Below are 24433 nucleotides of genomic sequence, written 5' to 3'. Positions count from 1 at the left end.
CGGGGGCGGCAGGGGTAGGGTGCGCGCCGTGCTGTTCATGGCCGCCCTTGTCGCTGCCCGCTACAACCCCGCCCTCAAGGCCTTCCGCGACCGTCTCGTCGCTGCCGGCAAACCCAAAAACGTCGCCATCGTTGCGACAATGCGCAGGCTTCTCACCATTCTCAATGCCATCATCCGGGACAATAAACCATGGCAAAACGCTTGACGAACAAGACAGTCGCTCTCCCCGCTGGGGAGAAGAGAACCAAGCCTAAACGCCTAATTCGCCGCCGCCTTTGCGATCGCCGGATACAGACCTTCCTTCAGGCTGCGTTCATCGAAAGGCCCCACCCGCTTGTAGATGATCGTGCCCGACGCGTCGACCAGGTAGGATTCCGGAATGCCGTAGACGCCCCAGTCGATGGCCGCCTTGCCGCGTGGATCGACGCCGACGGCGGAAAAGGGATTGCCGAGCTCGCCGAGGAACCGCAGCGCATTACCGGTTTGGTCTTTGTAGTTGATCCCGACCACCGTCAGTCTGGAATCCTTGGCCAGTTCGAGAATGATCGGGTTTTCCTCGCGGCAGGGCACACACCAGGAGGCCCAGACATTGACCAGCGTCAACTTGCCCTTGATCGCCGCATCGGTCAGCGGCGGCATTGGAGCCCCTTTGAACGTCGCGCCCTCAAGGGACGGCATATCGAGTGACGGTGCCTTGGTGCCGATCAGCGCAGACGGGATTTCGCTGATATCCCGGCCGGAATCGAGCTGGCTCCAGAAAATCACGGCAAGCCCGGCAAAGATCAACAGCGGCAGCAGCGCAAAGACGATGCGCATCTTGCCCGGCCGGGTGGCTTCGGGCGTGGTGGGGGTTTCGATGCTCATTGTGTCTCTCCGGCTTGCGCCGAACGCCGGCGGATACCGGCGGATTCCAACGTCTGCAATTCGCGGCGGCGGGCGCGCCCGTCGGTCCACACCCAGAAAACGAGAGCAAGCACCGTGAGAGCGGCGATGGCATAGCTGGCAAGAACATAGGTGGTGTGGGTCATCATCGGCTCAGACCTCCCGGCCGGCACTTCGGGCACCCTGACGGCGCATCGAGGTCACCCGGCGGCGCCAGATCTCGTTGCGCATGGCGGCGATGTGCAGGGTGAAGAACAGCATGGTGAAGGCAACCGCCATCACCAGCAATGGTCGCAGGAATTCCGGGTCGATCGCCGAGCCGCCGAGCCTCAATACGCTTGCCGGCTGATGCAGCGTGTTCCACCATTCGACCGAGAACTTGATGATCGGGATGTTGACGAAGCCGACGAGGATCAGCACGGCCGAAACCTTGGCCGCCTTGCCGGGTTCCTCCATGGCACGGTTGAGCGCCATCAGCCCGAGATACATCAGGAACAGCACGAAGACCGAGGTCAGACGCGCGTCCCACACCCACCAGGCGCCCCACATCGGCTTGCCCCAGAGCGAACCGGTGACCAGCGCCAGAAAGGTAAAGGATGCACCGATCGGCGCTGCGGCCCGGGCTGCGACATCGGCCAGCGGATGGCGCCAGACCAGCGTGCCGAGCGCCGAAACCGCCATCACCGAATAACACATCATCGACAGCCAGGCGGCGGGCACATGCACATACATGATGCGCACCGTCTCGCCCTGCTGGTAATCGCCTTCGGTGGTGAAGGACAGATAGAGCCCGGCGGCAAACAAAAGCACCGTCAATCCGGCAAACCACGGCAGGACGCGGGCGGCCAGGGCCAGAAACCGGGTCGGGTTGGCAAGATCGCTGAATTTTCGAATGGCCAGACTGTTTTCGCTCATGATGGTTCTTTAGCGTGCAACGGGCTTCTCTTCAATAAAGGGGCATCAATCACATTTGCGTCAGAGCGCCGCGCGTTCAAAAGGGCGCGTGACGCTCTGCCACCGATTTCTAGTCCGACGCAGACCGGAGCGCCAAGGCGGCGGCCAGCGGGCCGATGACCGCAAAGAACAACGTGATCGCAATCAGGATCAGCAGGGGCGGCAGAAATGGCGCCGGGTCCTGAACGGCGGCATAGGCGGCGCTGACGCCGAAGATCAGCACCGGGATCGCCAGCGGCAGGACGAGGATCGACACCAGCAATCCACCGCGCGGCAGGGTAACCGCCACGGCAGCGCCAGTTGCGCCGATGAAGGTGATGGCAGGGGTGCCGACCAGCAGCGTCAGCATGGTTGCGCCGATCGCAATCTCGCTCATGTTCATGAACAGACCGAGCAGCGGCGCGGCGATCACCAGCGGCAGCCCGGTCGCCGTCCAGTGCGCCAGGCATTTCACCAGCACCGTCAGCACCAGCGGCGCCTCCTGCATCAGCATCAGGTCCAGCGACCCATCCTCGCGCTCCGCCTGGAACAGCCGGTCGAGACCAAGCAGCGAGGCGAGCAGCGCACCGATCCACAGAATTGCCGGGCCGATGCGGGACAGGAGATTGAGATCGGGGCCGACGGCAAAGGGAACCACGGCAACGACCGTCATGAAAAACAGCACGCCGATCAGGGCGCCGCCGCCAGCGCGGACAGAGAGTTTGAGGTCGCGGAGGAAGAGGGCGATCATGATATGGCCCACCCAAACGGTGTGCGTGAGAAAGTCCCCTCCCCAACCCCTCCCCACAAGGGGGACGGACTAACCCGGAGCATCGACCTCGCCAAACCACAAGGAACACCACTTGCGGGAAGCCTTGAGTTTGGGCGAAGGGCAGCGGCATGGAAGCCCCTCCCCCTTGTGGGGAGGGGTTGGGGAGGGGTCTTCGTCAAGCAAAGCATTTTCAAACCACTTCCCCCACTCCCGCAAACCCCGTCATCCGCAACTGCCGCGCCGTCACCTCCAGCGGCTGATGCGTCGCCGCTACCACAACTCCGCCTGCACCCAGATGCCGCTCCACCAGTCCCGCAAACAGCCCGTCCGCCGCCGCATCGAGTGCGGCCGTCGGCTCGTCGAGGATCCAGACCGGCCGGTAGGCGACCAAGAGCTTGGCCATCGCCATGCGCCGTTGCTGCCCGGCCGAGAGATAACCGAAGGGAAGGTGCGAAATTCCGCCAAGGCCGAGTGCTTCCGCCGCCTCCTCGATGCCGATGCCGGAACCACCTGCCGAATCACCCATGAAGGATTTCCAAAAGGAGAGATTTTCTTCAACGGTCAGCTCGTGCTTCATCGCATTGCGGTGGCCGAGATAGTGGCAGAGCTCGCGCGGATGACCGATATCGGCTGATGTATCGTCCAGCCGGACAGTGCCGGATTCAGGCGTCAGAAGCCCCGCCAGAACGCGCAGCAATGTCGACTTGCCCGACCCGTTCGGACCGGTGACGACCAAGGCTTCTCCGGCCGCAACAACGAACGAAATATCGTGGAAAATCAGGTCCTCACCGCGTTTCGCACTGAGGCCTTCGACACGCAGGCGGATCGGCATTCACATTCCCTTTACGACGTTCGTCGCAGCGCAAAAAAATTGTCTCAAATTGAGGACGGATGGTCTGGCACGTTCCGGAGAAATTATCTATAACCGCCCCAACACGCCAGCGGTCGGCGTGAATTTCATCCTAGCGCCGAACTTGGAATGATTTCCACGTACGGACAGCGGAAATGGCCGTACCCGCATCCCATATCGCGCTTTAAATGCGTTCGGGCGTTCGTGCGTCACGTTTTGGCGATCTAACGGAACGGGGTATTCCAGTGTCCAAATCCCTAGACAGTTTCAATTGTCGTTCGACGCTTTCCGTCAACGGCGTAGACTACGTCTATTACAGCCTGCCGAAGGCGGAAGAAAACGGCCTCGCCGGCGTTTCAAAGCTTCCTTATTCGATGAAGGTTCTGCTTGAGAACCTCTTGCGCTTCGAAGACGGGCGGACGGTCACCAAGGAGAATATCCTGGCCGTTGCCGACTGGCTGAACAACAAGGGCCGCGAAGAAAACGAAATCGCCTACCGCCCGGCCCGCGTGCTGATGCAGGACTTCACCGGCGTTCCCGCCGTCGTCGATCTGGCCGCGATGCGCGACGCGATGGTTTCGCTCGGTGGCGATCCGGAAAAGATCAACCCCCTGGTTCCCGTCGACCTCGTCATCGACCATTCGGTCATCGTCGACGAATTCGGCACGCCAACGGCCTTCGCCCGCAATGTCGAGCTCGAATACGAGCGCAACGGCGAGCGCTACCGCTTCCTGAAATGGGGCCAGCAGGCCTTCAAGAATTTTCGCGTCGTTCCTCCGGGCACCGGTATCTGTCACCAGGTGAATCTTGAGTATCTCGGCCAGACCGTCTGGACCAAGGAAGAAGACGGCGAGATCACCGCCTATCCGGATACCTGCGTCGGCACCGACAGCCACACGACCATGATCAATGGTCTTGGCGTTCTCGGCTGGGGCGTTGGCGGTATCGAAGCGGAAGCGGCCATGCTCGGCCAGCCCGTTTCCATGCTCCTGCCTGAAGTCATCGGTTTCAAGCTGACCGGCAAGCTCAAGGAAGGCGTTACCGCGACCGACCTCGTGCTGATGGTCGTGCAGATGCTGCGCAAGAAGGGCGTCGTTTCCAAGTTCGTCGAATTCTTCGGCTCGGGCCTCGACAACATGACTTTGGCCGACCGCGCAACGATCGGCAACATGGGTCCGGAATATGGCGCGACCTGCGGCTTCTTCCCGGTCGATTCCGAAACCATCAACTACCTCACCATGTCCGGCCGCGAAGAACAGCGCATCGCGCTGGTCGAAGCCTATTCCAAGGCACAAGGCATGTGGCGTGACAATGACGGTTCCGATCTGGTCTTCACCGACACGCTCGAACTCGATCTCGGTCAGGTTGTTCCGGCCATGGCCGGCCCGAAGCGTCCGGAAGGCCGCATCCCGCTGGAAAACATCGCATCCGGTTTTGCCGGTTCGCTGGAAGGCGAATACAAGAAGCCGGGCCAGCTCGACATGCGCTATGCCGTCGAAGGCGCGGATTACGATATCGGTCACGGCGACGTGGCGATTGCCGCCATCACGTCCTGCACCAACACGTCCAACCCCTCGGTTCTGATCGCTGCCGGCCTTCTCGCCCGCAACGCCGTCGCCAAGGGCCTGAAGACCGCACCATGGGTCAAGACATCGCTCGCACCTGGAAGCCAGGTTGTCGGTGAGTACCTGTCCAAGTCCGGCCTGCAGGATTCGCTGGATGCACTCGGCTTCAATCTCGTCGGCTTCGGCTGCACGACCTGCATCGGCAATTCCGGCCCGCTACCGGCACCGATCTCCAAGACGATCAACGAGAAGGGCCTGATTATGTCCGGCGTTCTCTCGGGCAACCGCAACTTCGAAGGCCGCATCTCGCCGGACGTTCAGGCGAACTACCTCGCCTCGCCGCCGCTGGTCGTCGCCTATGCGCTCGCCGGTACGGTCCAGAAGGACCTCACTACCGAGCCGCTCGGCATCGGCAGCGATGGACAGCCGGTGTTCCTCAAGGACGTCTGGCCGACATCGCAGGAAATTCAGGAATACATCCTGAAATACGTCACACGCGCACTCTACGCATCGAAATATGCCGACGTGTTCAAGGGCGACGCCAACTGGCAGGCCGTCCAGATTCCGGAAGGCCAGACCTACGCCTGGGACGACAACTCGACCTATGTGCAGAACCCGCCCTACTTCGTCGGCATGGGCAAGACCGGTTCGGGCATCTCCGACATCAAGGGCGCCCGCGTCCTTGGCCTGTTCGGCGACAAGATCACCACCGACCACATCTCGCCGGCCGGATCGATCAAGGCAGCGTCGCCTGCCGGTGCCTACCTGATCAACCACGGCGTCGGCATTGCCGACTTCAACCAGTACGGCACGCGCCGCGGCAACCATGAAGTGATGATGCGCGGCACGTTTGCCAATATCCGCATCCGTAATCACATGATGGGCCCGAACGGCAAGGAAGGCGGCTACACGATCCACTATCCTTCGAAGGAAGAGATGTCGATCTACGACGCCGCCATGCAGTACAAGGCCGAAGGCGTGCCGCTGGTCATCTTCGCCGGCGTCGAGTACGGCAACGGTTCGTCGCGTGACTGGGCTGCCAAGGGTACCAACCTTCTCGGCGTCAAGGCCGTGATCGCCCAGTCGTTCGAGCGTATCCACCGCTCCAACCTCGTCGGCATGGGCATCGTGCCCTTCGTCTTCGAGGAAGGCACGACTTGGGAATCGCTCGGCCTGAAGGGCGACGAGAGCGTCACGATCGACGGTCTCGCCAATGTCCAGCCGCGTGAAAAGCGCGTCGCCAGGATCACCTATGCCGACGGCACGGTGAAGGACGTTCCGCTGATCTGCCGCATCGATACGCTCGATGAGGTCACCTACATGAACAATGGCGGCATCCTGCAGACGGTTCTGCGCGATCTCGCTGCCTGATGGCATCACGAATGCTGACATGAACGAAACCGGGGCTTTCACGAGCCCCGGTTTTTTTGTGATCACCGGAGCCTCAAGCCTCACTCCAACGTGATTTTCCGTTGAAAGAGGAGCAGCGTATGAAGGATGCCGACAGAGGCTTTACGCCGGTACAACACGGTTAAGCTGCCGACCTTGAAATGCCACACCCTCGAAATGGAAGTCCCGATGTCTGGATCAAGCACCGTTCGCCGCATCATGCTCGCCTTTGGCCTCGGCCTCATGGCGATGCCGGCTATGGCCGAAGATGCGGTAAAGCCGGCAGGCGTCGTGGAACTGTTCACCAGCCAGGGCTGCTCCTCTTGCCCGCCGGCGGACGCGGCTTTGAAAACGCTGATCGACGACGGCAAGGTCGTGGCGCTCTCCTATCATGTCGATTACTGGAACTATCTCGGCTGGGCCGACACGCTGGCCTCGAAGGACAATACTGCCCGGCAATATGCCTATGCGAAAATGTTCGGCCGTAGTGGTGTCTACACGCCGCAGGCGGTGCTCAACGGCCGCGACCACATCAACGGCGCCGATCTCGACGGAATCAACAATCGCTTGTCGGCAATGAAGGCAACGGGGGACGGGCTTGCCGTTCCAGTCTCCGCCAGCGTCCGCAAAGACGAGATCGATATCAGGATCGGGGCCGGCACAGGCAAGGCCAATGTCGTCGTCGTCTATTTCAATCGCCAGCAGCTCGTCGATGTCAAGAAGGGCGAAAACAGCGGCAAGACGATTTCCTATTGGCACTCCGTCCGCGACATCCAGACGATCGGCATGTGGGACGGCAAGCCTGCCAGTTTCGTGTTGCCCGCGTCCATCCTCAACGAAGGCGAAAACGGCGGCTGTGCGGTGCTTCTACAGCAGATGAAAGACAATGAAACGCCCGGCGCCATCGTTGGTGCCACAACTGTCATGGCAACTACTGCTCAATGACGGACTAGCTTTTTAAGCTTGATCTGGTTCGGCCCGGCAGCATCGAGGGGCTGGGGCTGAGGGTTCGAAGATGCCGGACCGAACCGGCCACATTTCGCAGGCGCAGACAGCACCCGCTCGATATGGCGTGTGGAGTAACCGCGTCCGAAGGACGCTTTGGCTAGCCACTCCATTGCTGCACCCGCTGAGGACAGAAAAATCCTTAACGCACATGCAGGCCGGACACTCGGAAGGACTCCCTCGCGCCAACGATAGGGAGTTTCCCTGTCAAATGGGGCGTCGGTTTGTTTAAAATGCGGCACGCCGAAAAAAGTCACCCACTATTTCGACGGGCCTTGCGGCTTGCATTTCAGCCAAGGTCAGGCAAACTGTAACCGTCCTGTCACAATATAAGGCCGGAGTACCGATGACTGATCAGCCGGATTTGCCGCAAGGCGAGACCCGTTCCGAAAGGCAGAAATCGTCCGATGTGGTTGTTAACCTGCACGAATATCGCAGCAGCAATCAGGACCAACTTCCCATAACCTTCCACCGCCGCGAGCTGGACATGATCCTCCGGGTCTACGGCCGCATGGTCGGCGAAGGCGAATGGCGCGACTATGCGATGGACCACCTGCGTGACAAGGCCGTCTTCTCGGTTTTCAAGCGGTCGGGTGAAATGCCGCTGTTTCGGATCGAAAAGAACCCGAAACTGTCTGCCAGGCAAGGCGCCTTCAGCGTCGCCAATACCCATGGCATGATCCTGAAGCGTGGCCATGACCTGCAGCAGGTTCTCAAAGTCTTCGACAAGATGCTGAAGGTCATCAAGACCTGAGTTAGCCCCGGTAGAGCGTATCGGGGTAGACGCCCGGCTCCGGATCGGTCGTCAGCCCCTCGCCGAGCGGCAATTGCATGATGATCGTATCGAGCCAGCGGCCGTGCTTGAAACCCGTGCCCTTCATAAGCCCGCCATGCTCGAAACCGGCCGCACGATGGACGGCGACCGAAGCTGGATGCGCGCCGCCGATGACGGCGACCATCTGGCGGAAGCCCAGCGTTGTGCAGAGCCGGATCAGTTCAGCCAGCAGCGCCTTGCCCACACCACGCCCCCGCGCCTCCGGTGCCAGATAGATCGAATCCTCGACCAGGAAACGGTAGGCCGTGCGGGTCCGGAATGCCGAGGCATAGGCGTAACCCAAGAGGATGCCGTCCGCATCGACCGCAACGATATAGGGATAGCCATTGCCGGTGATCACCGAAAAGCGCGAGGCCATTTCAGATTCATCCGGCGCCGTCATCTCATAGGAGGCGACGCCGTTCAGCACGGATTCCCGATAGATCGCTGTAATAGCGGGAATGTCGGATGGGGTCGCATCGCGCAGGATAAAGGACATGGGCAGACCTGTCTGGAAGAGGTTTGTCTCGTCTGCCATATCGCATCCGACCATTCAAGCGGGCCGCCTTGCCAAAATGCAGGCAACAAAAAAGGCGGCCGAAGCCGCCTTTATCAGAAGTATCCGGTTCCGGATTAATTGCGGTTTCCGAGGAAACGCAGCATGAACAGGAACAGGTTGATGAAGTCGAGATACAGCGTCAGCGCGCCCATAATGGCCTTGCGGCCAGCGGCTTCGGCACCGTCTGCTTCGAAATACATTTCCTTGATCTTCTGGGTATCGTAGGCGGTGAGGCCTGCGAAGATCAGAACACCGATAGCCGAGATCGCAAAATCAAGCGCCGACGAGGCCAGGAAGATGTTGACGATCGAAGCGATGATCAGGCCGAACAGACCCATCATCAGGAATGAACCCATGCCGGACAGGCTACGCTTGGTGGTGTAGCCGTAGAGCGACAGAGCGCCGAACGAAGCGGCCGTGACGAAGAACGTCTGGGTGATGCTCTGGCCGGTATAGATCAGGAAGATCGACGACAGCGAGAGGCCCATCAGGCCTGCATAGACCCAGAAGGTCGTCTGCGCGGCCGACACGCTCATCGAGTTGATGCGGAAGCTCATGTAGAACACCAGAGCCAGCGGCGCGAGCATGACCACCCACTTCAGCGGGCTCACATAGATCGCCTGGCCGAACGCCGTCAGTTGTCCGTCCGCAAAAGCGAACTGAAACGCAGCGTAGGCAGCGATACCGGTGATTGCCAGACCGAGGGCCATCAGGTTGTACACCTTGAGCATATAGGTGCGCAGACCTTCGTCGATTACGGCCCCCGCCTGTGCGCCGGCAGGCGACATTCGGGTTTGGTAGTTTCTAAGATCAGCCATTGTTTCCTCTTTAAAAGCCCCGGTTAAGTTTACGGTGTCGGGCGGTAAGGGCGCATCCTTGAAAGGTGCCAGCCACTTAACCCAGGCGCCGCTGCGGGGCTCCAGCATGCCTGTGCTGAATATGATGTCGAAATATGACTTACACAAGACCGGCAGCCCTGAGAATCAGCCGAAAAGCGGATTCTCAGGCATTCGGGGGTTAGCGTTAACGGTTAACTGGGCGCTTAGAGCTCGCGCAGGACGGGTGCAGCCTTCTGCCCGAGCACCCGCCAGGTGCCGGCCAGGCCGAAACCGACCGTGACGACGAGAGCGACAGCCATGGTGATCAGGGCCACGTCCGGCAGGAAGGAGGACGGCAAGCTCATGATTTTGCTGACCACGAACCATGCAGCGACCCCGCCGGCAAAGAGCGCGAAGATCGCCGTCGATAGCCCGAGGATGGCATATTCGTAGCAGAAGGCGCGGATCAGCGTCGAGCGTGTAGCGCCCAGTGTTTTCAAGACGACGGCATCATGGGTGCGTGCCCGGTTGCCGGCCGCAAGCGCCCCGGCCAGCACCAGGATCGATGCAACCAGCGCCACGGCAGCGGCGGCACGGATGGCCGTTGCCAACTGGCCGACCAGCACGTTGATGATATCAAGCGCGTCCTTGACCCGGACACTGGTGATCGTCGGGTAAGCATTGGTGACGGCCTTGAGCGTGGCTGCCTCCTCCTGCGCCGTCGCACCCGGATCGATCACGGTGGCCAGCCAGGCATGCGGCGCACCGGCAAAGGTGTTGGGCGAGAACACCATCACGAAATTGATCGACAGGGATTCCCACTCGACCTTGCGGAAGTTGGCGATCCGGGCGGTGAGATTGCGGCCGAGTACATTGACGGTGACGGTATCACCGATCTTCAGGCCGAGTTCACCCGCCTCTTCCGACGAAAACGACACCAGCGGCTCGCCGGTATAATCCGGTGCCCACCAGTCGCCCTCGGTCAATGTCGAATTTTCGGGCTTGTTCTTGGCATAGGTGATGCCCCGGTCGCCGCGCAGGACCCATTGACCGGCAGCGGGAACGTTCATCTTGGTGACGTCCTGGCCGTTGAAGGCGAGGATACGGCCGCGCAGCATCGGCACTTCGATGACCTTGCCCTCCGGCAGGCTTGTCTGCAGCAGGGAGCGGAACCCCTCGACCTCGGCGCTCTGGATATCGACGAAGAAGAAGTTCGGCGCCCGCTCCGGCAGGTTGCCGGTCAATTCGCGGCGCAGGTTGCCGTCGATCAGCGCCAGCGTCACCAGAAGCGCCAGGCCAAGCCCGAGCGACAGGACCACCGAGGGCGTCAGCGCGCCGGGGCGATGAATATTGCCGATGGCAAGCCTGAGTGCCGGCGAATTGACGCGCGGCGCCCGGCGGGCAAGCATGGCGACCAGAATGGCGACACCGCGCAGCACGACGAAGGAAAATGCGATGGCTCCGAGGAATGTCAGCGAAATCGTCCGGTCATAGGCCGTGAGGATCGCAAGGCCTGCGAGAGCACCGAGGCAAAGGGCAGCGGCCACAAGATAAGGCCAGGACGGCAGACGCGCCCGCTCGAACCCCTGTTCACGAAACAGCGCGGTTGCCGGCACTTCGCGGGCATGACCGAGCGGCAGGATGGCAAAGGCGAGCGAGGTCAAAAGGCCGAACACGGCGGCAAGGCCGAGTGCGCCCGGGTAGAGCTGGAACGCCGTCGATACCGGCAAGACACCCGCAAGGAATTGCGCTGCAATGAACGGGATGAGCGCGCCGAGCACAAGCCCGATGCCGATGCCGATAAAGGCAATCAGCAGGATCTGGATGAGATAGATGGTGGTGACCATCGAGGCCGGGGCGCCGACGCATTTGAACGTGGCGATGACGCCGCGTTTGGAGTCGAGATAGGAGCGCACGGCGTTGGCCACACCGACACCGCCGACGATCAGCGCCGTCAGCCCGACCAGGGTGAGGAACTGCGAAAAGCGGGTAATATTCGCCGTCAGTGCCGGAGCGGCGTTCTGGCTGGTGCGCACCGACCATCCGGCCTGCGGAAACTTTTCCTCCGCCTGCCTGCGCAAGGCCGGCACGCTGGAGCTATCGGCGACCTTCACCTTGTAGGTATGCTCGACCAGGCTTCCCGTCTGCACGAGACCGGAAGCGTCGAGCGCCTGTTTCGAGATCAGCAGGCGGGGCGCAAACCCGAAACCGTCCGACAGGGCGTCCGGTTCGCGCACAATCGTGCCGGCGACGCGGACGCGCGCGGTCCCGAGCAGGATTTCATCGCCGGTCTTGATGCCGAGACGCTCAAGCAAAAGTGGCGCGGCAAGCGCTTCGTAAACGCCATTGTCTTCAGCGATCATATCGCCAAGCGGTGCCACCGGTTCGCTATCGAACGTACCGTAGAGCGGATAGGCGCCATCAACGGCTTTCAGCTCGACCAGCGCCTGGTTGGAGCCATCCGGAAGCCGCGCCATCGAGCGGAGACCGGACGAGACAGAGACCATGCCAAGGCTGTCGATGAACACTTTTTCCTCGTCGGTTGCGACGCGGTTGTTGAGCTCGAAGCGGATGTCACCGGCGAGAAGCTCGCGCCCCTGGCTGGCGATCGAGCCGGTGATCGACTGCGACAGCGAGTTGACCCCGGCGATCGCCGCCGTTCCGAGCGCTACGCAGGCGAGAAAAATGTAGAACCCCCGCAGACCGCCGCGCATTTCGCGCAATGCCAGGCGGAAGGCCAGTCCAAGACGGAAACCGCCGAAAGCAGCGGCCCTCATGCGGACGCGACCTTGGATAGCGAAGCGGAAACCGATGGTTCATGACCGGAGCCGGAGACGATCTCGCCGGAACGGACCCGCACCTGGCGCGAGCAGCGGGCAGCAAGCGACGTGTCATGGGTGACCAGAACCAGCGTCATGTCGCGCTCGGCCTGCTTGGAGAAGATCAGATCTGCAACCTGCTTGCCGGTTTCGGCATCGAGATTGCCAGTCGGCTCGTCGGCGATCAGAAGTTTTGGCGATGGCGCCAGCGCCCGGGCAATGGCAACGCGCTGCTGCTCGCCACCCGACAGTTGTCCGGGATAATGCGACAGCCGTTCACCGAGGCCGACGGAGATCAGCTCCTGCCGGGCGATCTCGAAGGCGTCGCGGACATTGGCAAGCTCAAGCGGCACGGCGACGTTTTCCAGCGCCGTCATGTTGGGGATGAGATGAAAGGACTGGAAGACGATGCCGATATTGCGGCCACGGAATTCCGCCACCCGGTCTTCGCTCAAGCCGTGCAGTGGCGTGCCGTCGATGACGATCTCGCCGCCGTCGAGGCGTTCGAGACCCGCAAGAACCATCAGCAAGGTCGACTTGCCGGATCCGGAAGGACCGACGATGCCAACGGATTCACCCGCATCAATCAACAGATTCATACCCTTGAGAACATGAACGGACGCAGCGGCCTGGCCGAGGGTCAGATCCGCATTTTTCAGGTCGATCATGGTTTTTGCCAAGGGAAACTGTCCTATATGTACAATATGAAGGTTGCCGGAACGGCTGACTTTTACCGATTTAAGGGCACGGTCATGCGAATAAAAGGTTTCTGTACATTTTTGTTGGCGATCACGGCAATTGTGATCACGCCGGCAATCAGCCGCGCTGAGCCGGTTAGCCTCGTCGGCTTCGGCGATAGCTTGATGGCCGGCTACCAGCTGCCGGCCGCGGATGCCTTCCCGGCCCGGCTCGAAAAAGCCCTGCGCGAGAAGGGCCACGACGTGACGATCAGCAATGCCGGCGTCTCCGGCGACACGACATCAGGCGGTCTGGCGCGGATCGACTGGTCGGTTCCGGATGGCACCAAAGGCGTCATTCTCGAACTTGGCGCCAACGATGCCCTGCGCGGCATCGCGCCCGAGGAAAGCCGAAAGAACCTGGTCGCCATGATCGAGAAGCTCAAGTCCCGCGGCATTGCCGTGCTTCTGGTCGGCATGATGGCCCCGCCGAACATGGGTGCCGATTATGCCGCGCGGTTCAATCCGATCTATCCGGAACTTGCCAAGGCCAACGGCCTTGAACTCTATCCGTTCTTCCTCGACGGAGTAGTCGAAGATGCCAAGCTGAAGATCGAGGACCGCATGCATCCCAACGGCGATGGCATCGGCGTCATGGTCGAACGCTTCCTGCCATCCGCCGAACGTTTCCTTCAATCGCTCTCGACAGGAGGCTGACACTAACCAATCCAGAACTATTTGCTTGTTCAGCGTCTGTTAATCGCGTTGGATAAATATTGCAGGTGCGAAATTATAATTGCTTCCAGCAGGCAAGCATGATTCGCTGGGTTATCTTCAAGAGATTCGGGGAGCTCGTTATGCCGAGACTTTTCACCGCCCTCGAGATACCGCGTAATGCCGCAATGAGCCTCTCATTGTTGCGTGGTGGTCTTCCCGGTGCCCGTTGGATCGATGTGGAGAATTACCACATCACTCTTCGCTTCATCGGTGACGTCGAAAACCGCACTGCCGACGAGATCGTCGACCGGCTGGACCGCATCGAACGCCCGGAATTCCAGCTGCAATTGACCGGCACCGGCGCCTTCGGCTCGAAGAAACCGCATTCGGTCTGGGCGGGTGTCAGCAATCCGCCGGAACTCTATGCCCTCCAGGCCGAAATCGAGCGGATATGCCAAAGGCTCGGCCTGCCCGCCGACCCGCGCAAATTCACCCCGCATGTAACGCTTGGCCGGTTGCGGTCGTCGCGGGTCGAGGATGTGGTCAGCTACCTCTCCGGCCGCGGCGGCTTCTATACCAACCCCTTCACCGTCTCCCGCTTCGTGCTTCTGTCGTCGCGCGATTCGGTTGGCGGCGGCCCTTATGTCACCGAAGAAGTCTTCCCGCTCTACGAGCGCTCGTCGAGCCTGCCGGTGAGCGACGTGCATCCCTCAAAGAGCATGTTGTAGACGGTCTCGAAGCCCTCCGGCCCCTCATAATAGGGGTCGGGAACATCGCGGGAGGTTCCTAGCATATAGTCGAGAAACAGGTGCAGCTTGTGCTGTGCCTCGGGCGGAGCCAGCGCGCGCAGATGAGCCAGATTGCTTCGGTCCATCGCAAAAATCAGATCGAAAGCTTCGAAATCACCGGGTTTGACCTTGCGGCAGCGCTGACCGGCAATATCGATCCCATGTTTGCGTGCAACCGCGATCGAGCGCCGATCCGGCGGATCGCCGATATGCCAGCCACCGGTACCGGCCGAATCCACATCCACCAAACCATCCCCTGCGACATGCCGTAGAATTCCCTCGGCCAAGGGAGAGCGGCAGATATTGCCGAGACAGACAAACAGAATTCTGGCAGGTTTCATGCTATCCAACAGGGCCCGAGAAAAGGTTGAACCTATCTCCGGGTGCCGCGTTGTGAAACTGGAAATACCGGTTGCCGCTGTCAAAAAAACTGGAGGGGATTGTGCCATGAAACAGGAAAAGCTCGCCAAGGAAGCCGTTGCCGACAACCTTTCGAAGATGGAGGGATGGGTACTTGCCGAAGATGGGCTGTCGATCTGGAAAGCCTTCCGTTTCAAGACCTTCGTCGAAGCCTTCGGCTTCATGACGGAAAGCGCGATCTCGGCCGAAAAGCTCAACCATCATCCGGAATGGTTCAATGTCTACAACAAGGTGGACGTGACGCTCACCACGCACGATTCGCAAGGATTGACCGAACTCGACTTCAAGCTTGCGGCCAAGATGGACAGGGCAGCGGCGGGCCGGATGCCCGACCACCTTAAATAGGGCATTTGAAATCCCGGCTTTGCTCACCATATGATTTTCCATGACGGATGGGACAAACAAGATGGATGACATCAAGATCGGCGAGATTTTGCTGCCTGGCGAGGAAAGCGAGCAGGAGGCAAAGGCCCGCAAGGTGCGGCGCCGTTTCTGGCCAACCCTGAAACGGGCAATGCGGCAAGTGCCGTTCAGCCGCGACGTCGTTGCCGCCTATTACTGCGCCATGGACCCGGCGACGCCGCTGCGCACGCGCGGTATCCTGCTCGGTGCGCTCGCCTATTTCGTCATGCCGTTCGATTTCATCCCCGACGTCCTGGCCATGGTCGGCTTTTCCGACGACATCGCCGTTTTGACCGCCGCCTTTGCCGCCATCAGCGGTCAGATCAAGGAAATGCACTATCTCAAGGCGGACGAGACCTTGCGCGACAAGCTCCCAGACTGATGAACATCAATACGCACTGTCCACACCGCCTGCTTCGAGCAGCGTTCGCAACTTGCCGAAGGCGAGGCGGATACGGGACTTGACGGTTCCAAGCGGCAGGCCGGTGGCTGCGGAAATCTCCGAGTGCGATTGACCGAAGAAAAACGCCATCTGGATCAGGGTGACCTGTTCGGCAGGCAGTTGTGTCAGCGCAATCCGGACGATCTGTTCGCGATCTGCACTTTCGATTAAATCATCCGGCGCTGGCGGTGCTGCAGGCAGGAGAAGCGGTTCGTGCACGTCAAGCGTCCCGTTACGCTGCCTGCGGGCTGCATCGATGCGGCGATTGCGGGCGATGCGGAAAAGCCAGGTGGAAAGCGAGGATTTTTTCGGGTCGTAAAGGTGGGCCTTCTGCCAAAGGATGACCATCACCTCCTGCACGACCTCCTCCGCTTCCGCAACGCTGGCATTCTGCCGCATTAGGAAAGATTTGAGCCGGGGGGCAAAAAAGTCGAAGAGCTCCGAAAAAGCGGCCTGGTCACGATTGCGTGCGACGGCCACGGCAAGGGCGGCGAAATGCTGTCTGACTTCAACATTCATTCCGCTTTTGATCGCCTCCGGCCTGATTTTCGCAGTATTTCACAACAGGTACAGCGCTTTTGTCAAAGGTCAAACTCTTGCCTGATTCTTTGTGACATAAAACGGCGCCGGGCACGCGTCGGCTGATCGGGCGGTGGCCTGGCAAGCCAAACGTGCAGGGCAGACGGAATTCGGCAATATCCCGCCGGCACCGTTCCCACGCTTGTTTCATTCGGCCGCTTTACCGCCAACCTGAAACTTGAGCCAAGTTTGCTTCGTACTTTGTTCCGTATTAAAGCGGAAAGGTAGCGAATTCGGGGAATGTTGACGGTTTGGTAACCTGAATTAAGTCAAAATCAATGAAATCATGACCATGCGTTGCCCGGCTGATGCTGATCGGGCTTTGGCAGCAAGAAACCGGCAGGACAAGATGTTTGTAAGAAAGCTCAACCTCGCAATCGCACTCGTGCTGGCATTTGCCGGCGTTGCTTCGGCCCAGTCGCCGACCCGCATTCAGCAGTTCAATGCCTGGGGCGCCTATTCCTATCAGGCCGGCGCCGGCAAGGTCTGCTATGTGCTCTCCGTTCCGAAGGACAAGAGCCCGGCCAATGTCGATCACGGCGATGTCTTTTTCCTCGTGTCGCAGCGCCCCGGCCAGAACATCTCCTATGAACCGCAGGCGATGATGGGCTATCCGCTTCAGGAAAGCTCGAAGGTCGTCGTCACCATCGATGCCAAGAACTTCACGATGTTCACCAAGGGCAACTCGGCCTGGGTTGAGAACGCCGCTGAAGAGCCGGCACTCGTAGCTGCGATGAAGACCGGCAAGGCCATGTCGGTTGCCGCCAAGTCGCGCAAGGGCACGCCGACGGCCTATTCCTATTCGCTCTCGGGCATTTCGGCTGCGCTGAAGCAGATCGAAAACTGCAAGTAAGCAGAACACGACCTCAATCCTGTTTCGAAAGGCCGGTTCATCCGGCCTTTCGGCGTTAAGGCCTTCGTCTTTTTGCAGATCTGCCCTGAAGCACCGGAGGGTGACGCCGGGCGAAAACCGTGCTAAAGGCCCGCTCAACGATAGCTGCGCGGATCTTTGACGTTCCCGATGCGCGGCAAACGAACTCTGATCTCAGCATTTACGCGACCGGCTGCAGGCAAAAGCGCTTGAACGGACCTTGCGTATCGCAAACATGGGAAATGGCGAGAATGGCCGCGACTGAAGCACTCGATCTGGACCGCCCCGTCAAGGCGCCCGTCCGCCCAGCCATGATGGCAGAAAAGCCGACGCTGATCGGCCTTTCGCGCGAAGACATGGGCAAGGCGCTGGCCGAAGTCGGCGTTCCGGCAAAGCAGGTCAAGATGCGCTCCAGCCAGCTCTGGAACTGGCTCTATGTGCGCGGCGTTTCCGATTTCGACCACATGACCAATGTGTCGAAGGACATGCGCGAACTGCTGAAGACGCATTTCACCATCGCCCGGCCGGAAATCGTTGAAGAACAGATCTCCACCGACGGCACCCGCAAGTGGCTGCTGCGCTTCCCACCGCGCGGTGCCGGCCGTCCCGTCGAAATCGAAACCGTCTATATTCCCGAAGAAGGCCGCGGCACGCTCTGCGTTTCCAGCCAGGTCGGCTGCACGCTCACCTGTTCCTTCTGTCATACCGGCACGCAGAAGCTGGTGCGGAACCTGACGGCCGAGGAAATTCTCTCGCAGCTGCTGCTTGCCCGCGATCGTCTCGGCGACTTCCCGGACCGCGACACGCCGGCCGGCACCGTCGTCCCCAATGAGGGCCGCAAGGTCACCAACATGGTGATGATGGGCATGGGCGAGCCGCTCTACAATTTCGAGAACGTCAAGACGGCGCTGCTGATCGCAACCGACGGCGACGGCCTGTCGCTGTCGAAGCGCCGCGTCACGCTGTCGACCTCCGGCATCGTTCCGGAAATCTTCCGCACCGGCGAGGAAATCGGCGTCATGCTGGCGATCTCGCTGCATGCGGTGAAGGACGATCTGCGCGACATGCTGGTGCCGATCAATAAAAAGTATCCGCTGAAGGACCTGCTCGACGCCTGCCGCAACTATCCCGGCCTGTCGAATGCCCGTCGCATCACCTTCGAATACGTGATGCTCGAAGGTGTCAACGACACGCTGGAAGACGCCAAGGAACTGGTGCGCCTGTTGAAGGGCATTCCCGCCAAGATCAACCTGATCCCGTTCAACCCCTGGCCGGGCACGAACTACCAGTGTTCGAAATGGGAAGAGATCGAGAAGTTCGCCGATTTCATCAATGCGGCCGGCTATGCTTCGCCGATCCGCACCCCGCGCGGCCGCGACATCCTCGCCGCCTGCGGCCAGCTGAAATCGGACTCCGAGCGCATGCGCAAGGTCGATCGCATGGCATTCGAAGCGATGATGATTGCCAATCATGGCGAGGATTGATCAGCAAATTTGATGGATGCTGGTCTGCAATTGGATTGATTTACGTGTCGAGCCTTCCTAAGACTGCCTAAAAATCAGTCTTGGAGGACACTCATGCGTTCAGTTCTTATTGCTCTTGCGGCAACCGTCGCCCTCACCCTGCCCGCCCGGGCGGAAGATGTCACGGTTGCGGTCACCGCAATCGTTGAACATCCGGCGCTCGATGCCGTGCGTGACGGTGTCAAGGAAACCTTGGCCGCTGCCGGCTACAAGGAAGGCGAGAACCTCAAGTTCCTCTACGAATCCGCGCAAGGCAATCCCGCAACGGCAGCCCAGATCGCCCGCCAGTTCGCCGGCGAAGCCCCGAATGTGATCGTGCCGATCTCGACACCATCGGCCCAGGCCGTTGTCTCCTCGACCCGTGACATTCCAATTGTCTTCACCGCTGTTTCCGATCCGCTCGGCGCCCAGCTGATCAAGGACATGGACAAGCCGGGCGGCAACGTCACCGGTCTTTCCGACCTGTCGCCAGTTGCCGAGCATGTCGCGCTGATCAAGGAAATCCTGCCCAACGTGAAGTCGATCGGTTATCTCTACAATTCCGGCGAGGCAAACTCCGTATCGCTGCTCGCCGTCTTGAAGACCGAAGCCGAAAAGGCTGGCCTGACGGTGGTTGAATCCGCCGCCACCAAGTCGGCCGAAGTCCAGGGCGCAGCCCGTGCGCTGGTCGGCCGCGCCGACGTTATCTACGTGCCCACCGACAACACGATCATCTCGGCGCTGGAAGGCGCTGTTGCCGTGGCCGTTGAAGCCAAGCTGCCGCTGTTCACCGCCGACACGGACTCCGTCTCGCGTGGCGCCGTTGCTGCCCTCGGTTTCAACTATCATGACGTCGGCAAGCAGACCGGCGACATCGTCGTTCGCATCCTGAAGGGTGAAAACCCCGGCGATATCGCCGTCAAGGTTGCCGCCGGCACCGATCTGGTCATCAACAAGGGCTCTGCCGTCAAGATGGGCGTCACCTTCCCGGAAAGCGTTCTCAGCCGCGCCACCCGCGTCATCGAATAAGACCAAGCCGCCTTATATTTGCACAATCTGATTGATTTTGAGCCGCCCTCCTTCCATACGGGGGCGGTTCATTTGTAAAATAAGTCCCGGCTACCGGGCCGGGCTTGACGACGTTGAGAGAGGACCGACAGCGGTGAGCCAAATTGCCTTCTGGGGAGCAGTCGAGCTTGGGCTCGTCTATGCCTTCGTCGCCATCGGCGTCTTCCTTGCCTTCCGCGTGCTCGATTTTCCGGATCTGACCGTCGACGGCTCGTTTCCGCTTGGTGCTGCCGTTGCCGCCGTGCTGATCATCGCCGGCGTCAATCCATGGATCGCCTCGGGCGTCGCCATGATCGCAGGCGCCGCCGCCGGTATCGTCACCGCCATCCTCAACGTCCGCTTCCGCATTCTCAATCTTCTCGCATCGATCCTGACGATGATTGCGCTGTTCTCGGTCAACCTGCGCGTCATGGGCAAGCCGAATGTCGCGCTGATCAATGCAGATACGATGCTGTCGCCCTTCTATGGCCTTGGTCTCCGGGATTTTTACGTTCGCCCGCTGTTCATTGGGCTTCTCGTCGTCGTCGCGGTGATCGCCGTCTGGCGCTTCCTTGAGAGCGATGCCGGACTGGCAATGCGGGCAACCGGCGCCAATGCGCGCATGGCAAGGGCGCAAGGCGTAGACACCAGCCGCCAGATCTATCTCGGCATGGCGCTGTCCAACGCGCTGGTCGCGCTTGGCGGCGCGCTGTTTGCTCAGACCAACGGCTTTGCCGACGTCACCTCCGGCGTCGGCACAATCGTCGTCGGTCTCGCTGCCGTCATCATCGGCGAAACCCTGCTTGGAGCGCGCGGCATCCTGATTGCGCTCATCGGCTGCGTGCTCGGCTCGATCCTCTACCGCATCGCCATCCAATTGGCGCTCTCCACCGATATGCTCGGCCTGCAGGCCTCCGACCTCAATCTGGTCACCGCGGCTCTCGTCACGGTCGCCCTCGTCCTTCCCCGCCTGCGCCGCGGAGGTGCCGCATGATCAAGCTCGACAATATCCAGGTCATCTTCGGCAAGGGTACACCGCTGCAGAAGCAGGCGCTCAACGGCGTCAGCCTGACCATCGAGGAAGGCACCTTCGTCACCGTCATCGGCTCCAACGGCGCCGGCAAATCCACCGTACTCGGCGTGCTCGCCGGCGATGTCATCCCGACCGCAGGCCAGGTAACCATCGGCAACACCGACGTCACCCGCAAGGGCACCGCCGCCCGTGCCGGCCTCGTCGCCCGCGTCTTTCAGGATCCGCTGGCGGGCAGCTGTGGCGCCCTGTCGATCGAGGAAAACCTGGCGCTTGCCGCGCGGCGCGGCGAAAGCCGGGGCCTGACGCCGGCGCTTGGCCCCAAGCGCCGCGAACATTTTCGCGAACGCATCGCCGAACTCAACCTCGGCCTCGAAAACCGCATGCGGGACCGCATGGATCTGCTTTCGGGCGGCCAGCGGCAGGCTGTCTCGCTGGTGATGGCAACGCTTGCAGGCTCGGAAGTGCTGCTGCTCGACGAGCATACGGCAGCGCTCGATCCCGGCATGGCCGAGTTCATCATGAACCTGACCCAGAAGATCGTGTCCGAGCGCAAGCTGACGGCGCTGATGGTCACTCACTCGATGCGGCAGGCGCTCGATTTCGGTCATCGCACCATCATGCTGCATGGCGGCGAGGTCGTGCTCGACGTTTCCGGCGATAGCCGCAAGACGCTGCAGGTCGAAGACCTCATCGCAATGTTCCGCAAGATTCGCGGCCAGACACTGGATGACGATGCGCTGTTGATCGGCTGATCAGCGCGTCTGCGTGAACAGGATCTTTACTGCAAAAATCGAGAACACGCCGGCAAACGTGTAGTCGATGCCCCGCATGACGCTCTTGCGCCGCTGGAGCCAGCCGGATAGGCCGTCGGCGGTCAGGATGACCAGAACATTGACCGGCATCGCCGCGACGATGAAGAAGAAGCCGAGGAACAAGAGCTTCTGCGTCACGGCCGGATCATTCGCAGTAACGAACTGCGGCAGGAAGGTCATGAAGAAGATGATGACCTTCGGATTAAGCAGGTTGACCCAGAGCCCGGTGGAAATGTTGGCCAGCGGCGAGGCGCCGGTATCATCGACCTTCTTGACTGTCAGCGTCGATCCATAGCGGATCGCCTGCACGGCCAGCCAGAACAGATAGGCGGCACCGCCGGTCTTCAGGATCATGAAGGCGGTCGGCGAAGCGGTGATCAGCGCCGAGATGCCGAAGGCGACGAGTAGCGTGTGCACGACGCAGCCAAGGCTGGTTCCAACCACGATGAAAAAGGCAGCGGCCTTGCCCTGCGACAGCGCCCGGCTGATCGACAGCGTCATGTCAGGACCCGGCGTCGCCGCCAAAAGCAGCGTCGCTGCAGTGAAAGCCAGAAGTGTCGGCAGGCTCGGCAGGAAATCCATCTTTCAATCCTATGGGACGGTGAAGCCGCACATTCGTTCGATGCACGCTTATTGAATGTCCCAAATGGCGGCTGAAAGCAATTCGGCATTTCGCCAGCCACCGGGTGCCGAAAGACATCCCAATACACGCATCACCAAATGGTGATGGCATACAACCGGAACGAATGTTCGCCTCCGCCGTTTCCGCCACGACAAAAGGAAGAATTCATGAGAAAAATAGCCGTCCTCTTCATTTCAGCCGTAACAGCGCTGACCAGTTTCGCCCCCGCAAATGCCTTTCCAGGCACGCCTATGAAAACCCAAACCGCGCAGTCCGATATCCTCGAGGTGGGCGACCATCGCGGACCTACGATCATTCGCAGGAACCACCAGGGCAACGGCTGGGACCGTGACCGGAATAACAGATGGGATCGCAACCACCGCGACGATCGCCGTGGCTATTACCGGGACGACTATCGCCGCCGCGACCGGAACAACAATGCCGCTGCAATCATCGGCGGCCTAGCTGCCGGAGCGATTATCGGCGGTGCAATCGCATCGCAGCCGCGTTATTCCAATGGCAACTCCCACACTCAGGCCTGCTATGCGCGGTATCGCTCGTACCGGGCGTCCGACAACACATATCAGCCGAATTACGAACCGCGCCGCCAGTGCAACTAGGCAATAGCTGTTCGACGCCGCTATAACGCCATCAAGCCCGCTGCCCATGAGGTCGGCGGGCTTTTTGCTTTGTGGTCGAAAGGCGACCCCGAATTGCCCGAGCCTCAAACCTCAACGAGGCGACAAGTGCGCTATTCTATGGCCGAAAGGGTTGCGTGGCACGGCAATCTCGCTAAAAGTGCCGCAGAATTTTTCTTGGGCGCGATCCCGCATTTTCTCGGGCAAGCCCGCGTTTTCTCTGACAAGACGGACAGACAAACATGGCAAAGCAAGTGAAAAAGGTCGTTCTCGCCTATTCCGGCGGTCTCGATACGTCGATCATCCTGAAATGGCTGCAGACCGAACTCGGCGCTGAAGTCGTCACCTTCACCGCCGATCTCGGCCAGGGCGAAGAGCTCGAGCCGGCCCGCAAGAAGGCCGAGATGATGGGCATCAAGGATATCTACATCCGCGATGTGCGCGAAGAATTCGTCAAGGATTTTGTTTTCCCGATGTTCCGCGCCAATGCCGTCTATGAAGGCGTCTACCTGCTCGGAACCTCGATCGCCCGCCCGCTGATTTCCAAGCACCTGATCGACATCGCCCGCGAAACCGGCGCTGACGCCATCGCCCATGGCGCCACCGGCAAGGGCAACGACCAGGTTCGCTTCGAGCTCTCGGCCTATGCGCTGAACCCCGACATCAAGATCATTGCGCCCTGGCGCGACTGGTCGTTCAAGAGCCGCACCGACCTGCTCGCCTTTGCCGAACAGCACCAGATCCCGGTTGCCAAGGACAAGATGGGCGAAGCGCCGTTCTCGGTCGACGCCAACCTGCTGCACTCGTCGTCCGAGGGCAAGGTTCTCGAAGATCCGGCCGTCGAAGCCCCGAACTATGTCTACATGCGCACGATTTCGCCGGAAGAAGCACCGGATGTGGCAACCACCGTCAAGGTCGGCTTCCGCAAGGGTGACGCCGTTTCGATCGACGGCAAGGAAATGAGCCCGGCCTCGATCCTGACCGCGCTCAACGCGCTCGGCCGCGACAACGGCATCGGCCGGCTCGATCTCGTCGAAAACCGCTTCGTCGGCATGAAGTCGCGCGGCGTCTACGAGACCCCGGGCGGCACCATTCTTCTGGCTGCTCACCGCGCCATCGAATCGATCACGCTCGACCGGGGTGCAGCGCACCTCAAGGACGACATCATGCCGCGCTACGCCGAGCTGATCTATTACGGCTTCTGGTTCTCGCCGGAACGCGAGATGCTGCAAGCGCTGATCGACAAGAGCCAGGAGCATGTCGAAGGCGAAGTGACGCTGAAGCTCTACAAGGGCAATGTCATGGTCACCGGCCGCCAAAGCAACAAGTCGCTCTATTCCGACAAGCTGGTCACCTTCGAGGACGACCAGGGCGCCTACGACCAGAAGGACGCCGCCGGCTTCATCAAGCTCAACGCGCTGCGCCTGCGCACGCTCGCCGCCCGCAACCGCGACAAGTAAATACATCGATAGCGATG

Annotated in this window: 26 protein-coding genes and 1 pseudogene; 15 read left to right on the top strand and 12 right to left on the bottom strand. The window is 60.6% G+C overall.

What is annotated here, in order from left to right:
• A pseudogene (locus tag ACP7BS_RS14170) lies at positions 1-205 on the top strand (IS110 family transposase); the annotation flags it as partial.
• A 53-nt stretch (positions 206-258) separates the two neighbouring features.
• Here the strand turns inward: ACP7BS_RS14170 and ACP7BS_RS14165 are convergent.
• The 5 genes from ACP7BS_RS14165 to ccmA all read right to left on the bottom strand — a co-directional run bounded on the left by ACP7BS_RS14165 (position 259) and on the right by ccmA (position 3413).
• The gene (locus ACP7BS_RS14165) at positions 259-864 is read right to left on the bottom strand and encodes a DsbE family thiol:disulfide interchange protein (RefSeq protein WP_426238600.1); all 606 of its coding nucleotides are present in this window, start codon (positions 862-864) and stop codon (positions 259-261) included.
• Entirely contained in the window at positions 861-1031 is a 171-nt protein-coding gene (gene ccmD, locus ACP7BS_RS14160) for a heme exporter protein CcmD (RefSeq protein WP_426238599.1), read from the bottom strand. The genes ACP7BS_RS14165 and ccmD overlap by 4 nt, the downstream gene beginning before the upstream one ends.
• A gap of 4 nt (positions 1032-1035) precedes the next feature.
• Positions 1036-1797, bottom strand: a complete 762-nt coding sequence (locus tag ACP7BS_RS14155) for a heme ABC transporter permease (RefSeq protein ID WP_426238598.1) — start codon at positions 1795-1797, stop codon at positions 1036-1038.
• A 109-nt stretch (positions 1798-1906) separates the two neighbouring features.
• Complete coding sequence (ccmB, locus tag ACP7BS_RS14150) at positions 1907-2566, bottom strand: heme exporter protein CcmB (RefSeq protein ID WP_426238597.1); 660 nt, start codon at positions 2564-2566, stop codon at positions 1907-1909.
• A 211-nt stretch (positions 2567-2777) separates the two neighbouring features.
• Entirely contained in the window at positions 2778-3413 is a 636-nt protein-coding gene (gene ccmA / locus ACP7BS_RS14145) for a heme ABC exporter ATP-binding protein CcmA (RefSeq protein WP_426238613.1), read from the bottom strand.
• A 269-nt stretch (positions 3414-3682) separates the two neighbouring features.
• Here ccmA and acnA point away from each other — a divergent pair, with 269 nt between their 5' ends.
• The 3 genes from acnA (at position 3683) to ACP7BS_RS14130 (ending at position 8150) form a co-directional block, all read left to right on the top strand.
• Positions 3683-6373: an aconitate hydratase AcnA gene (gene acnA / locus ACP7BS_RS14140; RefSeq protein ID WP_426238596.1), complete on the top strand. Its 2691-nt coding sequence runs from the start codon at positions 3683-3685 to the stop codon at positions 6371-6373.
• 207 nt (positions 6374-6580) lie between these two features.
• On the top strand, positions 6581-7336 hold the full coding sequence (locus ACP7BS_RS14135) for a DUF1223 domain-containing protein (RefSeq protein ID WP_426238595.1): 756 nt from the start codon (positions 6581-6583) through the stop codon (positions 7334-7336).
• A 406-nt stretch (positions 7337-7742) separates the two neighbouring features.
• Complete coding sequence (locus ACP7BS_RS14130) at positions 7743-8150, top strand: DUF2794 domain-containing protein (protein ID WP_426231256.1); 408 nt, start codon at positions 7743-7745, stop codon at positions 8148-8150.
• A gap of 1 nt (position 8151) precedes the next feature.
• Here the strand turns inward: ACP7BS_RS14130 and ACP7BS_RS14125 are convergent, their stop codons facing one another.
• The 4 genes from ACP7BS_RS14125 to ACP7BS_RS14110 all read right to left on the bottom strand — a co-directional run bounded on the left by ACP7BS_RS14125 (position 8152) and on the right by ACP7BS_RS14110 (position 13086).
• The gene (locus ACP7BS_RS14125) at positions 8152-8709 is read right to left on the bottom strand and encodes a GNAT family N-acetyltransferase (protein ID WP_426238612.1); all 558 of its coding nucleotides are present in this window, start codon (positions 8707-8709) and stop codon (positions 8152-8154) included.
• A 134-nt stretch (positions 8710-8843) separates the two neighbouring features.
• A complete protein-coding gene (locus tag ACP7BS_RS14120; RefSeq protein WP_426238594.1) occupies positions 8844-9587 on the bottom strand; it encodes a Bax inhibitor-1/YccA family protein in 744 nt (247 codons plus the stop codon).
• A gap of 224 nt (positions 9588-9811) precedes the next feature.
• Positions 9812-12364 (bottom strand): ABC transporter permease, encoded by a 2553-nt coding sequence (locus tag ACP7BS_RS14115; RefSeq protein WP_426238593.1) that lies wholly within the window; start codon positions 12362-12364, stop codon positions 9812-9814.
• Positions 12361-13086 carry an ABC transporter ATP-binding protein gene (locus ACP7BS_RS14110; protein ID WP_426238592.1) on the bottom strand — a complete coding sequence of 242 codons (726 nt, stop codon included), beginning with the start codon at positions 13084-13086 and terminating at the stop codon, positions 12361-12363. Before ACP7BS_RS14110 ends, ACP7BS_RS14115 begins: the two co-directional genes overlap by 4 nt.
• A 72-nt stretch (positions 13087-13158) precedes the next feature.
• Here ACP7BS_RS14110 and ACP7BS_RS14105 point away from each other — a divergent pair, with 72 nt between their 5' ends.
• Together ACP7BS_RS14105 and thpR are read left to right on the top strand one after the other, a co-directional pair.
• The gene (locus ACP7BS_RS14105; protein WP_426238591.1) at positions 13159-13800 is read left to right on the top strand and encodes an arylesterase; all 642 of its coding nucleotides are present in this window, start codon (positions 13159-13161) and stop codon (positions 13798-13800) included.
• A gap of 140 nt (positions 13801-13940) precedes the next feature.
• Complete coding sequence (thpR, locus tag ACP7BS_RS14100; RefSeq protein ID WP_426129810.1) at positions 13941-14528, top strand: RNA 2',3'-cyclic phosphodiesterase; 588 nt, start codon at positions 13941-13943, stop codon at positions 14526-14528.
• Here thpR and ACP7BS_RS14095 read toward each other — a convergent pair.
• Positions 14468-14929, bottom strand: coding sequence for a low molecular weight protein-tyrosine-phosphatase (locus tag ACP7BS_RS14095; protein WP_426238590.1), 462 nt, complete (start codon positions 14927-14929; stop codon positions 14468-14470). The genes thpR and ACP7BS_RS14095 overlap by 61 nt on opposite strands.
• 106 nt (positions 14930-15035) lie before the next feature.
• Between ACP7BS_RS14095 and ACP7BS_RS14090 the strand changes: the two genes are divergently transcribed.
• Both ACP7BS_RS14090 and ACP7BS_RS14085 read left to right on the top strand, forming a co-directional pair.
• A complete protein-coding gene (locus tag ACP7BS_RS14090; protein WP_426231263.1) occupies positions 15036-15353 on the top strand; it encodes a 4a-hydroxytetrahydrobiopterin dehydratase in 318 nt (105 codons plus the stop codon).
• 61 nt (positions 15354-15414) lie between these two features.
• Complete coding sequence (locus tag ACP7BS_RS14085) at positions 15415-15792, top strand: YkvA family protein (protein WP_426231264.1); 378 nt, start codon at positions 15415-15417, stop codon at positions 15790-15792.
• Between the two features lie 6 nt (positions 15793-15798).
• Here ACP7BS_RS14085 and ACP7BS_RS14080 read toward each other — a convergent pair whose 3' ends face one another.
• Entirely contained in the window at positions 15799-16371 is a 573-nt protein-coding gene (locus ACP7BS_RS14080; RefSeq protein WP_426238589.1) for a sigma-70 family RNA polymerase sigma factor, read from the bottom strand.
• A gap of 409 nt (positions 16372-16780) precedes the next feature.
• On the opposite strand from ACP7BS_RS14080, the gene ACP7BS_RS14075 reads away from it, so the two are divergent.
• The 5 genes from ACP7BS_RS14075 to ACP7BS_RS14055 all read left to right on the top strand — a co-directional run bounded on the left by ACP7BS_RS14075 (position 16781) and on the right by ACP7BS_RS14055 (position 21636).
• The gene (locus ACP7BS_RS14075; protein ID WP_113241799.1) at positions 16781-17284 is read left to right on the top strand and encodes an invasion associated locus B family protein; all 504 of its coding nucleotides are present in this window, start codon (positions 16781-16783) and stop codon (positions 17282-17284) included.
• 269 nt (positions 17285-17553) lie between these two features.
• Positions 17554-18786 carry a 23S rRNA (adenine(2503)-C(2))-methyltransferase RlmN gene (gene rlmN / locus ACP7BS_RS14070; protein WP_426238588.1) on the top strand — a complete coding sequence of 411 codons (1233 nt, stop codon included), beginning with the start codon at positions 17554-17556 and terminating at the stop codon, positions 18784-18786.
• 93 nt (positions 18787-18879) lie between these two features.
• Positions 18880-19833, top strand: coding sequence for an ABC transporter substrate-binding protein (locus ACP7BS_RS14065; RefSeq protein ID WP_426238587.1), 954 nt, complete (start codon positions 18880-18882; stop codon positions 19831-19833).
• Positions 19834-19966: 133 nt separating this feature from the next.
• The gene (locus tag ACP7BS_RS14060; RefSeq protein ID WP_426238586.1) at positions 19967-20845 is read left to right on the top strand and encodes an ABC transporter permease; all 879 of its coding nucleotides are present in this window, start codon (positions 19967-19969) and stop codon (positions 20843-20845) included.
• Positions 20842-21636 (top strand): ABC transporter ATP-binding protein, encoded by a 795-nt coding sequence (locus ACP7BS_RS14055; protein WP_426238585.1) that lies wholly within the window; start codon positions 20842-20844, stop codon positions 21634-21636. The genes ACP7BS_RS14060 and ACP7BS_RS14055 overlap by 4 nt, the downstream gene beginning before the upstream one ends.
• On the opposite strand, the gene ACP7BS_RS14050 is transcribed toward ACP7BS_RS14055, so the two are convergent.
• Entirely contained in the window at positions 21637-22278 is a 642-nt protein-coding gene (locus ACP7BS_RS14050; protein WP_426231268.1) for a LysE family translocator, read from the bottom strand.
• Positions 22279-22485: 207 nt separating this feature from the next.
• Between ACP7BS_RS14050 and ACP7BS_RS14045 the strand changes: the two genes are divergently transcribed.
• Together ACP7BS_RS14045 and ACP7BS_RS14040 are read left to right on the top strand one after the other, a co-directional pair.
• Positions 22486-22938 (top strand): BA14K family protein, encoded by a 453-nt coding sequence (locus tag ACP7BS_RS14045; protein ID WP_426238584.1) that lies wholly within the window; start codon positions 22486-22488, stop codon positions 22936-22938.
• 260 nt (positions 22939-23198) lie between these two features.
• A complete protein-coding gene (locus ACP7BS_RS14040; RefSeq protein WP_426238583.1) occupies positions 23199-24416 on the top strand; it encodes an argininosuccinate synthase in 1218 nt (405 codons plus the stop codon).
• Positions 24417-24433 lie beyond the last annotated feature (17 nt).

This window comes from Pararhizobium sp. DWP1-1-3 (assembly GCF_049896125.1).
Lineage (GTDB): Bacteria > Pseudomonadota > Alphaproteobacteria > Rhizobiales > Rhizobiaceae > Pararhizobium.
The sequence above is the reverse complement of the archived record's forward strand: the minus strand, read 5'-3'. Positions and strand labels throughout refer to the sequence as shown.

Bases quoted from the DNA above. Each gene is read 5' to 3' on its own strand.
- ACP7BS_RS14165 (WP_426238600.1), bottom strand. From the start codon at position 864: ATGAGCATCGAAACCCCCACCACGCCCGAAGCCACCCGGCCGGGCAAG.
- ccmD (WP_426238599.1), bottom strand. From the start codon at position 1,031: ATGATGACCCACACCACCTATGTTCTTGCCAGCTATGCCATCGCCGCT.
- ACP7BS_RS14155 (WP_426238598.1), bottom strand. From the start codon at position 1,797: ATGAGCGAAAACAGTCTGGCCATTCGAAAATTCAGCGATCTTGCCAAC.
- ccmB (WP_426238597.1), bottom strand. From the start codon at position 2,566: ATGATCGCCCTCTTCCTCCGCGACCTCAAACTCTCTGTCCGCGCTGGC.
- ACP7BS_RS14135 (WP_426238595.1), top strand. From the start codon at position 6,581: ATGTCTGGATCAAGCACCGTTCGCCGCATCATGCTCGCCTTTGGCCTC.
- ACP7BS_RS14130 (WP_426231256.1), top strand. From the start codon at position 7,743: ATGACTGATCAGCCGGATTTGCCGCAAGGCGAGACCCGTTCCGAAAGG.
- ACP7BS_RS14125 (WP_426238612.1), bottom strand. From the start codon at position 8,709: ATGTCCTTTATCCTGCGCGATGCGACCCCATCCGACATTCCCGCTATT.
- ACP7BS_RS14120 (WP_426238594.1), bottom strand. From the start codon at position 9,587: ATGGCTGATCTTAGAAACTACCAAACCCGAATGTCGCCTGCCGGCGCA.
- ACP7BS_RS14115 (WP_426238593.1), bottom strand. From the start codon at position 12,364: ATGAGGGCCGCTGCTTTCGGCGGTTTCCGTCTTGGACTGGCCTTCCGC.
- ACP7BS_RS14105 (WP_426238591.1), top strand. From the start codon at position 13,159: ATGCGAATAAAAGGTTTCTGTACATTTTTGTTGGCGATCACGGCAATT.
- thpR (WP_426129810.1), top strand. From the start codon at position 13,941: ATGCCGAGACTTTTCACCGCCCTCGAGATACCGCGTAATGCCGCAATG.
- ACP7BS_RS14095 (WP_426238590.1), bottom strand. From the start codon at position 14,929: ATGAAACCTGCCAGAATTCTGTTTGTCTGTCTCGGCAATATCTGCCGC.
- ACP7BS_RS14090 (WP_426231263.1), top strand. From the start codon at position 15,036: ATGAAACAGGAAAAGCTCGCCAAGGAAGCCGTTGCCGACAACCTTTCG.
- ACP7BS_RS14085 (WP_426231264.1), top strand. From the start codon at position 15,415: ATGGATGACATCAAGATCGGCGAGATTTTGCTGCCTGGCGAGGAAAGC.
- ACP7BS_RS14080 (WP_426238589.1), bottom strand. From the start codon at position 16,371: ATGAATGTTGAAGTCAGACAGCATTTCGCCGCCCTTGCCGTGGCCGTC.
- ACP7BS_RS14075 (WP_113241799.1), top strand. From the start codon at position 16,781: ATGTTTGTAAGAAAGCTCAACCTCGCAATCGCACTCGTGCTGGCATTT.
- rlmN (WP_426238588.1), top strand. From the start codon at position 17,554: ATGGCCGCGACTGAAGCACTCGATCTGGACCGCCCCGTCAAGGCGCCC.
- ACP7BS_RS14065 (WP_426238587.1), top strand. From the start codon at position 18,880: ATGCGTTCAGTTCTTATTGCTCTTGCGGCAACCGTCGCCCTCACCCTG.
- ACP7BS_RS14055 (WP_426238585.1), top strand. From the start codon at position 20,842: ATGATCAAGCTCGACAATATCCAGGTCATCTTCGGCAAGGGTACACCG.
- ACP7BS_RS14050 (WP_426231268.1), bottom strand. From the start codon at position 22,278: ATGGATTTCCTGCCGAGCCTGCCGACACTTCTGGCTTTCACTGCAGCG.
- ACP7BS_RS14045 (WP_426238584.1), top strand. From the start codon at position 22,486: ATGAGAAAAATAGCCGTCCTCTTCATTTCAGCCGTAACAGCGCTGACC.
- ACP7BS_RS14040 (WP_426238583.1), top strand. From the start codon at position 23,199: ATGGCAAAGCAAGTGAAAAAGGTCGTTCTCGCCTATTCCGGCGGTCTC.